Genomic DNA, 14,195 nt, shown 5'->3' with positions numbered 1-14,195 from the left:
GGCGAGGGTTCAAGGTCCCAGCAACCGTCTGGAGCAGGAACGAGAGAAACACCACTATGTCTGGGCGGAAGACGAAGCATTTCATGGGATGAGAAGAAAGGAACACATGTTATGAATGAACAACCAATGGAGACGACGATGCGCACTGCTCTGTTGCAGCAGTTTGGCGCAGCCGTCGATATGCTTGAAAACGCGCTGATGGCCTGCCCAGAGACGCTCTGGCAGGAGCATCTCTGGATCGACTCTGAGAGAGCGGACTATGGAACATTCTGGGAGATCACGTACCATACCCTCAGCACGCTCGATCTGCATCTCACAGGCTGCTCACTGGAAGACTTCATTCCCCCTGCACCCTTCAAGAAGAGATCTGATGATGTTATTTCCCAACAACCCTATACCAGGGATGAACTCCACACCTATCTGGTGATGCTGCGCAAGAAGTGCCAGGCCACGATTGCTGAGTTGTCCGATGAGAAAGAGCGCCAACCGTTCACTTTTCCCTGGCCGGGAGGAGCAACCATAAGCTTTTTAGAGCTCCAGTTGTGCGGCATACGTCACGTGCAGGAACATGCAGCCCAACTGAGCCTGTTTCTCGGCCAGCACGGCATCCCAGACGGGGCTCTTGACTGGGTTCCACGAGCTAGCGGATGAAGCGGGCCGGCTTCAGTGCGAGCGGGCGTGGCCGTTGGACCACCTTCGCATTCCCTCGCCATGCGTCTTCTCACGGAGAAGACAGGAACAGTTCGAGACCGGTGTCGTGGTTGAGAGTGGGCTTGCACAAAAGCTAAGATGAAACGATCCGCAACTGATTTTCATCGATCTATGGGAGCGGAAGCTGGAGGACATCGACCTGCTTCCGCTTTTTCCGCGATGCGTAGTCAGGCAGCTTCAGAAAGAGCAGCCATTCATCGGGTCCGAGTGCCCACAGCTTCAATTGTGACGACTGATAGCTCATCTCTGCCGCTCCGGATAAAGCCGTGGGCGCGAAGACATCAGACACACGGCATACGTCGAGGTTCCATCAAGAGGTATCCTGTCCGGTGACGATCAGACTTTAGAACACACCGAACTCCGAACGCCTCCCAATCCATCTGAACCCAACTACAAAGTAAGGAGTATGACGATGAAATCTACCCATGAAAGCCCGATCCTTGTGACTGGAGCGGCCGGCAATCTCGGCGCTATCGGCCGCAACCTCACCGCATTGCTGCTCGCCAAGGGGCATAAGGTACGCGCCTTGGTCCGGCGGGAGGATGAGCGTGCCGAAGCGTTGCGCCAGCTCGGTGCCGAGGTTGTGCAGGGCGACCTGACGGATCTCACCTCGATGCACCGTGCGATCGAAGGGTGCTCGCGTATCTATTTCAGCATGTCCGTCTCTGCGGCGTATCTGGAAGCCACGGTCAACACCGCTGCGGTAGCGCGCCACCACGGCATCGAGGCGTTCGTGAACATGTCGCAGATGACGGTCTCACAGATGAGCATCACAGAGACCACAGACAGCCGGCAGCAAAAGCTGCACTGGCTGGCGGAGCAGGCACTCTCATGGTCAGGACTGCCAGTCGTCACGGTCCGGCCGACGGTCTTCCTCGAAAACTTCTTCCTGCTTCTTGCCAAGGCGAGCGTCCGGGAATCCGACGAGTTGGCGTTGCCGATGGGCCAAGGCAAGACCTCGCCTATCTCGGCGGTCGATGTGGCGCACGCCGTATCCGTCATCCTTGACGACCCGGTCCCGCACATCGGTCAGGTGTACAATCTGACTGGACGCGAGTCGGCTGATCTCGACCACTACACGCGCGTCTTTTCCGAGGCACTGGGCCGGACGATCCGCTATCGCGACGTGCCACTCCCCCAGTGGACCGAGAAGCTTCGGGAGGCAGGGGTGCCTCCGCATCTCGTCAACCATCTCGGAGTGATAGCCGACCTGCACACGCAGGGGCGTTACGACCGACTGACAGACGACTTTTTCAAGCTCACTGGAGAGATACCGACGAGCGTGCATGATTTCGTGAAGCTCCATGCCGCCGCATTCACGCGGCCTGAAACCACCGCTTGAGGGGTCACGATGAATACCATCAATAGAACTGGGAAATAGTTCTTTGAGACCATCCTTTCTTATTGAAGTATGCAATATGGATACAAGCTGTCACTGATTTTACTCTTCTTCCACGACTGCTTGTACTTGACGGAGGACCATTCGTTGAAAAGTACTTTCGCGGCCACGCGCCGCATGTTTCTCAAACGCACGGGAATCGTAGCAGGAACTACAGCTCTTGCGGGAGCCGGAGCCATGGCTTTTCTGAGACACGCCACATCTTCTGTGTTTGCGGCAAGCGCATCGAACACGACTAATGCACATCCATCAGCAGGAGCGGGGATCAATGTTCTGCTCGTTCATGGTGCCTTTGTTGATGCTTCCAGTTGGAACAAAGTGATTCCCTTGCTCCAGGCTCAGGGCTTTAACGTGCTGACGGTCCAGCTTCCCATGACCTCGATAGCCGATGATGTCGCCGTCACCAACGAAGCGCTGGCCTACCTTGCGACCACCTCCACCCCGACGATCCTGGTTGGTCATTCCTATGGAGGGGTCGTGATTAGCAACGCCGGACTCACTGGTTCAAACGTGCGTGGCCTGGTCTATATCGCGGCATTCGCTCCCGATAGCGGAGAGACAGTCCAGGGTCTCATAGGTCAGTTTCCCGCTACGCCCGTTGGCAACGCACTCGCGCCTTCGTTTGTACCTAACGCCCTTTGGATCACGCCATCGGACTTTCCCTCTGTCTTTATGCAGGATGTAGATGTAACCAAAGCCCGAACGGATGCGCTGACACAGAAGCCCTGGTCGCTCCCCTGCCTTGGCACCCCATCAGGAACGCCCACCTGGAAATCGGTGCCATCCTGGTATCTCGTTTCCCAGAAAGACCGGGTCATCAATCCTGATGCCGAGCGCTTTTTTGCGAAGAGAATGGGCGCCACCATCCATGAGATCGCTTCAAGCCATGCCTCGCCGGTTTCCCATCCCCTCGAGGTCTTCGAGCTTATTCGAGCGGCATCTCAAGCGATTCACTCGTAGTCGCGTGAAAGTCTAAGAGAACAGGCAAATTCACCTCACAGCAAAGAGGCAGAGAGAGCATAGCTCCAATCATTTGAAGATATCTCAGAAGGAGATTGCCGCTTCTGCAACGGAGAAAGAGGTGCTTCCCTCTGTTGGGAGCTCTGCTCGTCTAGCGAGCGAAAGGAGAACATACTCATGAGCCTATTTGCTCATACACACCCTCCCCAGGGAGCGAATATTGTATTGGTTCACGGTGCCTGGGCAGATGGCTCCAGTTGGAGCCTGAATACCTCCAGAAAGAAGGCAACACCGTGACGGCCGTCCAGATGGCCCTGGCTGGGTTTTCTGACGACGTGACTCACGTTCGGCAGGTGTTAAGCGTTAAGAGTGGCCCTATCATTTAAGAGTGACTACTACACCAATGTTTTTTCCAAAAGGAGACAACCATGAATTCATCAAAAGGCACCACCCTCATCACCGGGGCTTCGTCTGGTATCGGTGCAGTCTATGCTGACCGTTTGGCCGCTCGCGGTCATCATTTGATCCTCGTTGCCCGCCGTCGTGACCGGCTCGAAGAGCAGGCCGCGCGTCTGCATACCGCATATGGCAGCAAGGTAGAGATTTTCCCGGCTGATCTCGCGAAAGAAGAGGATTTAGGGCGCGTAGAAGCGCTGTTCACTAGCACGAGAGATATAGATATGCTCGTCAATTCCGCTGGCCTTGGAGCGCTTGGCCCCGGCGCAGCCGTTGACCTCAAAATGGTCGATGGTCTTGTGAGGGTCAACGTGCTGGCACTGACGCGGTTATCACTGGTGGCTGCTCGTGTTTTTGCACAACGCAAGCAAGGCACCATTATTAATATTGGCTCGATCCTTGCCCTGATGCCGGTTTCAGGGGCATCCAGTTACAGCGCTTCCAAGGCGTATGTGCTGAACTTCAGCCGTTCGTTGCAAGCCGAGCTTGGACAAAGTGGCGTCACTGTTCAGGCTGTGATGCCGAGCATGGTTCACTCGGAGTTCTTCGGGGACCAACCGGCACCATTCCCTGAGCAACTGTTTATGTCTGCTGAAACGCTGGTTGATACGGCTCTTAGCGCTCTCGATCAGGGTGAGCTTATCACTTTCCCGACCTTGCATGATGTCACCCAATGGCAAGAGTTCGACAACGCTCGGATCTTGCTGGTGAAGTCGTTGACACAAGGCGGTCAACCAGCGGCGCGCTATAACCAGAGCAATGCATGACCATGTGACAGGTGCGGTTGCACCAATGCTCAAGCTTTTTCTTCCCACTCACTCATCATAACAGGAGAGAAACATGCCCCTTTGGAAAGTGTATCATCCAGAAAATGCTTTTACCGATGACGACAAGACTGCCATAGCACAACACATTACCGCTCTGTACACAAGCGTTTTGCCGCCGTTCTATGTCGGCGTCATCTTCGAGGCCGTGCCAAAACATGCCTTTTATATAGGCGGGAAACAGACGGATACCTTCGTTCGCCTTTCCGTCGATCACATCGCAAAACAACTCAAGGACGAAGAGAAAAAACAACAATTTCTTGCTGTTGTTGCACGCATCCTTGCACCTTACGTCGCTGATCGCGGCTTGAGATGGGAAATACACATTGATGAAACGCCCTTCGACTTATGGACTATCCAAGGCCTCCGACCGCCAGTACCCGGTACGCCTGAAAGTGAAAAGTGGCGTAAGGAAGACAAGCCTTCTGCTTACTGAGAAAGAGGTGATTGCGCCGTCATTATTCATATGGCGGTGCAATCACCTCAGAATATATCAATCAAGGAGTCACGGTATTCTAGCAGGCATCTCGCGCGAGCCGCGAATGCAACCAGAGGAGCGAATGGTGCACGAGAGCAGGCGCCATCCCTGGGCAACCGGCTCCACATCGAGGCAGCCTGCAATGCCGGAAAGAAACCGAGCATCCAGTCGCGCAAGCGTCCCCACCTGGACATCTCGCGACTTTCACGGGTGGAATCAGCCTCTCGTCTCTCCCGCGCCCGTCCCAGAAGCGCCTCTTTCAAAGAGCATGCCGAACCGGAGAGGTCTCCAGGCTCCGCCGCTACCCTTGCGCGGGATGTCCAGGTGATCGCCAGAAGGACGGGCGATTGCACCGGCATCCAATCGTCCAGCTTGCTTGTTCTCGAATAGAGCCCATCGTATGCAATATATTTCTTGATGTGCGAGCAGGAATGCGTCTTCGTTCTCAGGGATGGGGGTACGTGAAAAGGATAACTACCGCACGATGTCGAATACCGAACAGACCCAGCATGTCACTCCTGCATCGAGTGACACGCTCCTCACACTTCTTGAGACGCTTCCAGGTGCCCTGTTTATCGTCGATGAGGCCGCCACGATTGTCTATGCCAATGCGAGCGCGCAGGCCCTGCTTGGCGTCACACGAGAGGACGTAGTGGGCAAGCCCTTGTGGCGCGGCGCTCCCCAGTTGGTAAGCGCCACACTCTACCAGGCCGTCCAGCAGACCAGACAGACCCGAAAACCCGCCGAAGTGGAGTATGAATCTCCCGTAACGGGGCCTGGCTGCATGTGCAGATCGCTCCCACAGTTGGGGGACTGATGGTGCATGTCCACCAGGGCGAGCGTCTTGGCCTCGACGACCTGGATGGCTTGTATAGCAGGAGCGGCGTGGTGCTGACCCCCGAGGGGATCGTCCTGGAAATCAATGAGGTCCCCCCTTTGGCGGAGGCGCAGCTCCGACGCGAGGAGGTCATTGGTTACCCGCTCGCCGAAACCTGGTGGTGGTCCTTTTATCCGGTTAGTCAAGCGCAGCTGCGCACCGCCATCAAACGCACCAGCAGGGGAGAAACCGTGCGGTTCGAGACGGTCATTCACCCCAGGGAAGGACTGGATCGCCACCTGGACGTTGTGGTCACCCCCCGCAGGGATGCAGATCACCACGTCGCGTACCTCGTCATCACCGGCATCGACATCACCGAGCGCAAGCGCGCCGAAGCAGAAATCCATGCCCTCATCGACGCCATCCCCCAGCTGGTCTGGACCACGCAACCGGACGGCTTTCATGACTTGTTTAATCAACGCTGGCATGACTATACTGGCCAGAGCACCGCAGAGGCCCAGGGGGAGGGGTGGATGCAGTGTCTTCATCCTGAAGACCAGCCGCGCGTTTGCTACGCGTGGCAGCGCGCCGTCCAGACCGGCGGAGTGTATGAAACGGAAGTGCGCCTGCGCCAGGGCACGACTGGGGAGTATCGCTGGTTCTTAGCCCGCGCGCTGCCGGTGCGTGATGACACCGGCCAGATTTTCAAATGGTTTGGTACTAGCACCGACATTGAGGAGCAGAAACGGACGGAGCAGCAGCTCAAAGAAAGTCGAGAGAGCTTGAGTGTGCTGGCAGAAACGGTGCCACAGTTGGTGTGGACGACGTCGCCAGATGGCTGTGTGGAGTACTGGAATCAACGGCGGTATGACTATAGTGGTTCCTCCCCCGCACAAGCATTGGGTCATAGATGGAGCCAGTTTTTGCACCCTGACGATGCTCAGCGCACCCTGAAGATCTGGCATCAGGCGCTCGCAATGGGTGAACCCTATGAGATCGAATATCGCCTCAAGGAGGGCCAAACGGGCGCCTATCGCTGGTTCTTAACTCACGGGGTACCGGTACGTGATGAAGGAGGCCAGATCGTCAAGTGGTTTGGCACCGGCACTGACATCGAGGAACAGAAACGGACGGAGGAAGCCCTGCGCCAGAGCCAGGAGCACGCGAATACCCTGATGAACTCCAACATTATCGGCATCATTATCACCGAAGGCGAGCAAATCGTGGACGCCAACGACACCTTTCTGCACATGACCGGCTCTACCCGCGAAGACCTGCGTGCCGGGCAAATGAACGTGATGCCTATGACGGCTCCAGAATATCTGGCTCGGACCGTAGAGGCTCATCAGAAACTTGACACCCAGCAGTCTATAACGCCCTATGAGAAAGAGTACATCTGTCAAGATGGCAGTCGCCTTCCAGTGCTCGTGGGTGGGGTCCTCTTCCAGCATCACCCATGCCAGGTGATCAACTTTGTGCTAGATAATTCGGCGCGCAAGGAACTGGAGCAACGCAAGGATGACTTTATCAGCATAGCCAGCCATGAACTCAAGACCCCGCTCACGGCTGTCAAGATGCAGACCCAACTCGTGCGCAAACGCTTCGAAAAGCACGCCCAGCGCGAAGCGGCCACAGCGCTTTCCAGGGTGGAGAGGTCGATCAAGCAGCTGGAACGCCTGATCGCAGAGTTACTGGATGTTTCTAAGATCCAGGCGGGCGGATTGGAGTACGTCCGGGAGCGGGTGGATCTCGACGAGTTGTTGCGGGAGGTCACTGCCACCATCCATCACCTCCATCCAAGCCATACCACCCAGGTCCGTGGGAGCGTGCAGACCAGCCTGATCGGAGATCGAGACCGGCTCGGACAGGTCTTTACCAACCTGCTGAGCAATGCCATCAAGTATTCGCCAGATGTCAGGACCGTTGAGATGGATCTCTCCGCCTCCGACGATGCGGTCACGATCCGTGTCCACGATCACGGCCTGGGCATCCCGCGAGAGCTGCGCGACAAAATTTTTGAGCGGTTCTATCGGGTCACTGATTCCAAGCAGAAAGCGATTCCGGGCCTGGGCATGGGACTCTACATTGTGGCCGAGATCGTCAACCATCATGGAGGAACCATCACGGTGGACAGTGCTGTTGGGAAAGGCTCGACCTTTACGGTGACCCTTCCTCTCATGAGGGATGCCTGAGCAGTTGACGCGCGTGGCGTGCGCGTCAACCGAGACGATGATGGCGGCGGAAGCTGTTTCGGCACAGCTTCCGCCGCCATCACAGACCAGCATCTTGCGGACACACTCGGCGTTGAACGCCCTGCCTGGATCTGGCGGCTTTGCTGCGCATCACGGCGTCTCTCTTTTGCATCCCACACTCATATGGCGGAGTGTGGGTCTTCCGCGAAGTTGATACCACTGGCGAATCCCTTTAAGCCACGTCGTAGAGGCGAACAAAAGCGGAACGGCGAGTCTGAGCACGAGGCAGACCCTCAAACCATGCCAGACTGCGCACGATATTGAGAGTAACAGCTGTGGCGATGTGTTGCAAATGCGTCTTTTCCTCTCCAATAGAGGCTGCGGCGGCCTTTGATAGCAATAGTCACACAATAGTGACCCTGACCGATGGGCTCCAACAAACGCGTTATGTGCAGTGGTATGGCCCGCATAAGGCGCTTGGCGATGACATGCCCGATAGCGATATCGTTGCACAACAGGAGATGCAGTATAATGCCATCGGGAAGGTGACCCAGGTTTCGATGACCGATGAGCAACCGCAGCCAAGCCAGACCATCACTCAGGTAAGCACGACGGTTCAGTATGATGATCAAGGACACCTGACGAAGTCTATTGATCCTGATCGGGGCACGTTTACTTATACCTATGATGAAGATGGGCGTGCTATTACTCAGGTCACAACGAGTGGGTCGAATACACGCACGATTGGCGTCAGCTATGATCTATTAGGTCGGGCGGTATGTGCCCAGGATGCGGCTCCGACGACGGATGGTTCAGGTGCCTGTAGCAGTGGGAGCCATCCCCTGGTTCAGAACACCTATGATACCAGTGTGTTGGGAACGAGTGGGATCGATGATTTCCCTCTTGGGCAGCTGACCCAGACGGTAGCAACCACGTATTATCCAAGTCCGGAGAATACTGCTGTCACGACGACCCAACAGTATCAATATAATCAGCGTGGGCTTCCCATCACCAGTACCTTACAATTCCAACTTCCAACGAGTTGGAACGTCAGTACGCCACTTCCAACCTATACATTGACGCAAGCCTATGACAATGATGGTCGTCCAACGACGGCGCAGACATTTGCGGGGAGCCAGAATGGTTCCATCTTCACCAATGCTTACGACAGTACGACAGGCCAGTTAACCGGCTTGAGCAACAACGCGACCACCATTCCTAACATCGTGAAGGCGACCTATAACAACCATGGCTTGTTAGGTGCGCTCAATTATCTCAATGGGTCGACGACGCTTGCAACATCTAGCTATCAGTATGATGCGAACTTGCGTCCTACCGGCTCCACCTCGACCTTGCAACAGAGCGGAACGACCATCTTCCAGAGTGGTCGTACCTACGACGCGGTAGGCAATGCTCTCAGCGCGACGACCATTCAAGCGGCAGTCCCCGGACAGAGCACTTCTGGAGGTACTCAAACCCAAAACTTCTGTTATGACGAACTCAATCGCCTCGTCTGGGCGGGCAATAGTGGCACCCCACCAGGACCTGGCAATGGGCAATGCGGCAACGCCACGCCAAGTAACACGCTCACTGGAGCAAACTATAATACGGGGTACGCCTTTACGCATCTGGGGCAACTCTGGATTGCACCACTCAACAGTCAAGGGCTTTCTCAGGCCTATCTCTATTGTGATAGTGGTCATCCGCATCAGGTGACCGGCCTTTATCCAAGTGGCACGACCTGTGGCACCAGGAGTGGAGCCACTGCCAGTTACAGCGCGACCTATGACCTCTGGGGCAATATGGCAACCAGGACCTATCAGGGCAAAACGGCAACCCTGTCGTATGACCTCAACAATCGCTTAGTGCGGTGGGAGTGTGACACGCATGAGTGGTATGCCTACGATGGGTCCGGTTCACGGTTGTTGCGTCGTAGTACCACGACAAGTGGCACGAACATCACCGTGTATGCCTTTGGGACAGAAGAACACGCCTATGATGGAGCAGGAACCCATCAGAGTGACACCTTCTACTATACCTTTGGCGGACATCTGATTGCCAAATCAGATGGCACCAAGACCCAGTTTTTCCTCACCGATGAGCTCAATAGTGTCATCTCGTCCTTTGATAGCAACGGGACCGTGCTTGGGAATCGTGCCTACGGACCCTACGGGAATACCCTTTATAACTCCGGCTCAACGGGAACGGAGAAAGGCTATACGGGTCAGTATCAGGATGGTACGGGCCTCGATTACTATAACGCCCGCTACTATGACCCCGTTGTCGGCATCTTCATTTCACCGGATAGTGAGCAAGGAAATGCGCAAGGGGCCAACCCCTATGCATATGTGAAAGGGAATCCTGAATCCTTTACGGACCCAAGTGGACATAGGTTCGTGGGTGTTGGAGATGGTGGTGGTGTAGGAGGTGGTACGCATCCTGGGAATGGTGGAGGCGGAGGCACTGGAGGAGGTAGTGTTGGTGGTGTAGGAGGTGGTACGCATCCTGGGAATAGTGGAGGCGGAGGCACTGGAGGAGGTAGTGTTGGGAAACCGACGAGTGGTGTACATCCTAGTGGCGGTAGTGGAGGCGGTAAGAAAGGTGGTGGCACTAAAACATCAACGACAAATAAGGATTACAAAACTGCGATGGGAGCCTATGGTGAGTTTTCTAAGCCAAAAACAGACTCTGGGAAGGCTCAAAATGCGCTTATGAATACAGCATGGAAGTATGCAGTGTTTGCAGCTGCCGCTGAAGTGTTAGCAATAACATTGGGCCAGTTAGTTGCCTATATTACTGGACTATCTGCAATCGCAGATAAAGGTAACCCTCTGGTTGGGGCGGCTGGGAAAGCATTAGCTTTTCACATAAGTGTGGTGGCCTGGGCTTTAGTTGCTATAGGCATAGAAGCTGGCTTATTGGCAGGGTATTATTATGCGACAGCAAGTCAATTAGCGAGCGAATGGGGGTCTGAACGCGATAATGTTGTTGAATTCTTTGATAACGTAAACAACCTAGTCGATATTATCGCTGATCTGTCTGGACTCGCAGAAGGGGCTTTGAGGCAAATCCCTTGGGAATTTAAGTTTGGATCAGCAGGGCCTGAAATTGCTGCTTCAGGCTTCCTTATAGCGAATGCAATTGTGTTTAGGACGTGGAATCATGAAGCTGAAAAAGACGTGCTTCACTATCAGTTTGGGGAATAATTTTGAACATAATAAAATGGATTAACAGAAAGCAAAGGTGAAGTATGTAACATTGAATAGTTTAGTACTCTTGGGAAGAATGTAAGGTGTTTTGCTATCATCCTAGCGGGTAGTTTGAAAAAGGACATCCAGTCAAGTTTCCCTATTAAGAGTTTTGTTGTAGGCCCTTTTTATTGGCTTTGATATAGGTTTTAAAACTGGTTTTTGTTATGAGCAGGAATGTTTGCCAATGTCCAGCTTTGCGCATTGAAGTTTGTGACTATATTAAGTCAGGTAGAGAGGGCCACAGCTTTTATTATTTTATAGCGTCATTGGTTATTGCATTAGTTATTGCATTAGCCTCTTTTAAAGTGGGGCTTATGTAAAAGAGGAGATTTCTATTGCCATGAAACACTTTGTTGTGATTATAGCGCCGATTATCGTTTGCTTAATAAGCTTAGGTATTTCCGTTGCCATAATGGTTATGAGAGCACAAACTCGTAACTGTAGTAAAAACCAGGAGATACATCCTTATTCTGCACAGCCGCTTGGGTCTCTTTTAATGTATTGGTTTGCGAAATACAGTTGGGTAAGCTATATTTTAATAATTTTCCTACAAATATTTGGTTATATGTTAGCTGTTTTGCTGCACTTTTTACCTTTTTTTATTGGCTTAGTAGGCTGCATTATGATTTTACCAAGTTTGTTTTTAACCCTAGACTGGCACCGTTTGACTTCTAGTATGAAACAAATGCAACAGGAACATAGAGGCATTCCACTTATACCTATGCATAAAGCACCCAAAACCTTGAAACTGTTTAGCAGTCTCTTATTTTCAATTGGTATTTGGTTGTTTCTCGTATATTTAATGTTTGAAATAAATTTGCTTCTTCTTAAAGAGCTTTTTCACTGGTATTTGCTTATTTTTATACTTTTTCCAATCATAGTTTTGCTTTTGTCTCTAACCATTGGTGTCTATGTGCAGTATCTCAGTATAAGGGATAAAGTACGAAAGTAACAATTTGCTAATTTCGCGAGGGAAAATGAAGAGCATCGTATATATATGGGTATGGGTGTAATCTCTTAATATGAACATTGGAAGAAAAAAAGCAAAGTGCTTTTTTTCTTCCAATGTTCATATTCATGCTATAGATGATTCTATTCTTCAATGCCCATGTTAATCATTTGGCGTAGGTATGTACATAAAGAATCCTATGTCAGTGAGACCAATTCTATTGAACTACGTTCAAAACCGATTCTGCTGATGGTGCTTACATAAGCACACGGAGGGACTCAAGCATGAAATTTTTATTTTATTCTATTTTCCTTTGCTCAATTCTTTTTTGTGGGTGCTCCCCTAGCGTTAATTCTAATAACTCAAAATACATCTCGGCACCTACTGGAAGAGCTACATCCTCACCAACAGCACTTCCTCTTCCGCCTGGGGCTCTCCCTGGATGGTATGAGATGCAAAGTGAGACTTGGAGTGGGTATACCTCTCTGCGGAAAGGTGTTGAAGGCGTACGAGCGCAGTGGATTGAGCCTGATGTCGCTGGGAAGCCGAATGCCAATGTCTACATCTGGATTGGAGTAGGTGGATGGGAGACCAAATACCATGAGCTTGTCCAGATCGGAACACTTGCCTATACTGATGAAAAGGGAAAGACCACTCATAAAGTCTGGTATGAAACGCTTCCAGAATTAAGTCAGTTGACGTCAATGACGGTTGCTCCAGGTGATAGGATTGCTGCGGTTATGGAGCTTGAGCCCGGAAGTCATGAGCATTGGGTTCTCTCATTACGAGATGTGACGCGAGGAACCGAGTATACGAAAAGAATCACGTATTCTTCGAGTCAAGTCTATGCTGACTTCATCGTCGAGGACCCAAGCCTCAATTCAACGGAATTGGATGTTCCCTTATATCCGTTACAGCGTTTCTCACCAGTCCGATTTACGAATGCACAAGTGCATTATTCTGATGGGTGGTATTCGATTGGGGCGTTAAAGATGCTGCAAATCTCTATGGAGCAACATGACGAGGTTCTTGCTTCCCCGAGCCCGATTTCGCTTCCCGATGCATTCTCGGTTCGACATGCTTGAGGGTGCTATGAACAGAATGCAAGAATGCATCAAGGGACGTATTACGTGATGTCCACACGTCGATGGTTGGGAACCTCTTGTATGAGAGCAGACTTGCGTTAAGAGTTGCCTACTGCTGTTGTTGAATGATGGTTTCGATCTCCCATGATCGATATTCATCGGGAAGGAACCGTATGCAGAAAACGGAAGCACAGATGCGTATTCCTCTGAAACGCAGTCCTCGCCTGTCCAAAGGTGGATGGTTTTTTCATCTTTTCACCTTTCTCTATTTTGCCTATTTTTACTGGAGACTCTTTGTCTTGAGGCCACCGCTCAGAACAGATGTTTACTCGCTTCTCATCTACGTTCTCTCGTTGCTCCTTGCGGGAGCACTGTTGCTTTTTTGGGCGTCTTGGTTCATTCGGCCATGGCTGAAGCCGCCAGTGCTTCACATCACGCATGAGGGCATCTTCTTGCCTGGGCCTCTGCTCTACACGGGTTACCTACCAGCGATCTGTGTTCCCATATTTCTGTACTGGCAAGAGATACGAGCCGTATTTCCGTATCTGGCCCCCGGTGATATACCGGTCATTGGTATCGATGTCTATAGCTACGAAGCGATTTTTGCTCGCTCCATGCGAACGAATGCTTTTGGTCCTCTCCAATCCATCCTGCTTCGGTATAATAAACGCGTGATGCGTCAGCACTCGCTCTATCTGACCCCGATAAATATCCGCCAAAGTGCTTTCCCCTGTACTGTTGAAGACGTTCTTTCTCAGATTCACATGCACTTTGCCGCAGAATTACAAGAGCATCGGGTGAACATTCTTGGGCAGCAGGATTGGAGATCGATACTTTCTTTTCGTGGTTTCCGTCTCCCGCAGTGATCCGAAGAGGTTATTGCGGGAGACGGCGGTGGATGTGTTGAAACTGTGTTGGGAGATCGAGGGTAAGCGTGAACCGGAGATGGTGTGCAATGTGAAGCGACAACTGCGGCGTTGACAGGGTTCTTGTGCTCCCTTGATGATGGGGGATGAGGCTGGCTTTCTAGATCAGTGCCTCGGACTGAAACTGGATGGAGAGGGGGGTGAGTT

At 52.5% G+C, this 14,195-nt stretch carries 12 protein-coding genes and 1 pseudogene; 11 read left to right on the top strand and 2 right to left on the bottom strand.

What is annotated here, in order from left to right; all coding sequences use genetic code 11:
• The first annotated feature begins 111 nt into the window (after positions 1-111).
• The gene (locus K3T82_RS45940) at positions 112-651 is read left to right on the top strand and encodes a DinB family protein (protein WP_220200163.1); all 540 of its coding nucleotides are present in this window, start codon (positions 112-114) and stop codon (positions 649-651) included.
• Positions 652-820: 169 nt separating this feature from the next.
• On the opposite strand, the gene K3T82_RS49565 is transcribed toward K3T82_RS45940, so the two are convergent.
• On the bottom strand, positions 821-955 hold the full coding sequence (locus tag K3T82_RS49565) for a hypothetical protein (RefSeq protein ID WP_268886751.1): 135 nt from the start codon (positions 953-955) through the stop codon (positions 821-823).
• Between the two features lie 168 nt (positions 956-1,123).
• Here K3T82_RS49565 and K3T82_RS45935 point away from each other — a divergent pair, with 168 nt between their 5' ends.
• From K3T82_RS45935 to K3T82_RS45920, 4 genes are all read left to right on the top strand, one after another.
• Positions 1,124-2,053 (top strand): SDR family NAD(P)-dependent oxidoreductase, encoded by a 930-nt coding sequence (locus tag K3T82_RS45935; protein ID WP_220200162.1) that lies wholly within the window; start codon positions 1,124-1,126, stop codon positions 2,051-2,053.
• Positions 2,054-2,197: 144 nt separating this feature from the next.
• On the top strand, positions 2,198-3,070 hold the full coding sequence (locus K3T82_RS45930; RefSeq protein WP_220200161.1) for an alpha/beta fold hydrolase: 873 nt from the start codon (positions 2,198-2,200) through the stop codon (positions 3,068-3,070).
• Between the two features lie 428 nt (positions 3,071-3,498).
• On the top strand, positions 3,499-4,293 hold the full coding sequence (locus K3T82_RS45925; protein ID WP_220200160.1) for an SDR family NAD(P)-dependent oxidoreductase: 795 nt from the start codon (positions 3,499-3,501) through the stop codon (positions 4,291-4,293).
• Between the two features lie 73 nt (positions 4,294-4,366).
• The gene (locus K3T82_RS45920; RefSeq protein WP_220200159.1) at positions 4,367-4,786 is read left to right on the top strand and encodes a tautomerase family protein; all 420 of its coding nucleotides are present in this window, start codon (positions 4,367-4,369) and stop codon (positions 4,784-4,786) included.
• 47 nt (positions 4,787-4,833) lie between these two features.
• Here K3T82_RS45920 and K3T82_RS45915 read toward each other — a convergent pair whose 3' ends face one another.
• Entirely contained in the window at positions 4,834-5,187 is a 354-nt protein-coding gene (locus tag K3T82_RS45915) for a hypothetical protein (protein ID WP_220200158.1), read from the bottom strand.
• A gap of 125 nt (positions 5,188-5,312) precedes the next feature.
• Between K3T82_RS45915 and K3T82_RS45910 the strand changes: the two are divergent.
• The 6 genes and pseudogenes from K3T82_RS45910 to K3T82_RS45885 all read left to right on the top strand — a co-directional run bounded on the left by K3T82_RS45910 (position 5,313) and on the right by K3T82_RS45885 (position 13,988).
• Positions 5,313-7,837, top strand: a pseudogene (locus K3T82_RS45910) (PAS domain S-box protein).
• Between the two features lie 13 nt (positions 7,838-7,850).
• Positions 7,851-8,051 (top strand): hypothetical protein, encoded by a 201-nt coding sequence (locus K3T82_RS45905; protein ID WP_220200157.1) that lies wholly within the window; start codon positions 7,851-7,853, stop codon positions 8,049-8,051.
• A 127-nt stretch (positions 8,052-8,178) separates the two neighbouring features.
• A complete protein-coding gene (locus tag K3T82_RS45900; protein WP_220200156.1) occupies positions 8,179-11,043 on the top strand; it encodes an RHS repeat-associated core domain-containing protein in 2,865 nt (954 codons plus the stop codon).
• 385 nt (positions 11,044-11,428) lie between these two features.
• A complete protein-coding gene (locus K3T82_RS45895) occupies positions 11,429-12,040 on the top strand; it encodes a hypothetical protein (RefSeq protein WP_220200155.1) in 612 nt (203 codons plus the stop codon).
• A 449-nt stretch (positions 12,041-12,489) separates the two neighbouring features.
• Complete coding sequence (locus tag K3T82_RS45890; protein WP_220200154.1) at positions 12,490-13,122, top strand: G1 family glutamic endopeptidase; 633 nt, start codon at positions 12,490-12,492, stop codon at positions 13,120-13,122.
• Between the two features lie 173 nt (positions 13,123-13,295).
• Positions 13,296-13,988 (top strand): hypothetical protein, encoded by a 693-nt coding sequence (locus tag K3T82_RS45885; protein WP_220200153.1) that lies wholly within the window; start codon positions 13,296-13,298, stop codon positions 13,986-13,988.
• The last annotated feature ends 207 nt before the right edge of the window (positions 13,989-14,195 follow it).

The sequence above is a fragment of the Ktedonospora formicarum genome, from assembly GCF_016587355.1.
GTDB classification, from domain to species: Bacteria; Chloroflexota; Ktedonobacteria; order Ktedonobacterales; family Ktedonobacteraceae; genus Ktedonobacter; species Ktedonobacter formicarum.
The sequence above is the reverse complement of the archived record's forward strand: the minus strand, read 5'-3'. Positions and strand labels throughout refer to the sequence as shown.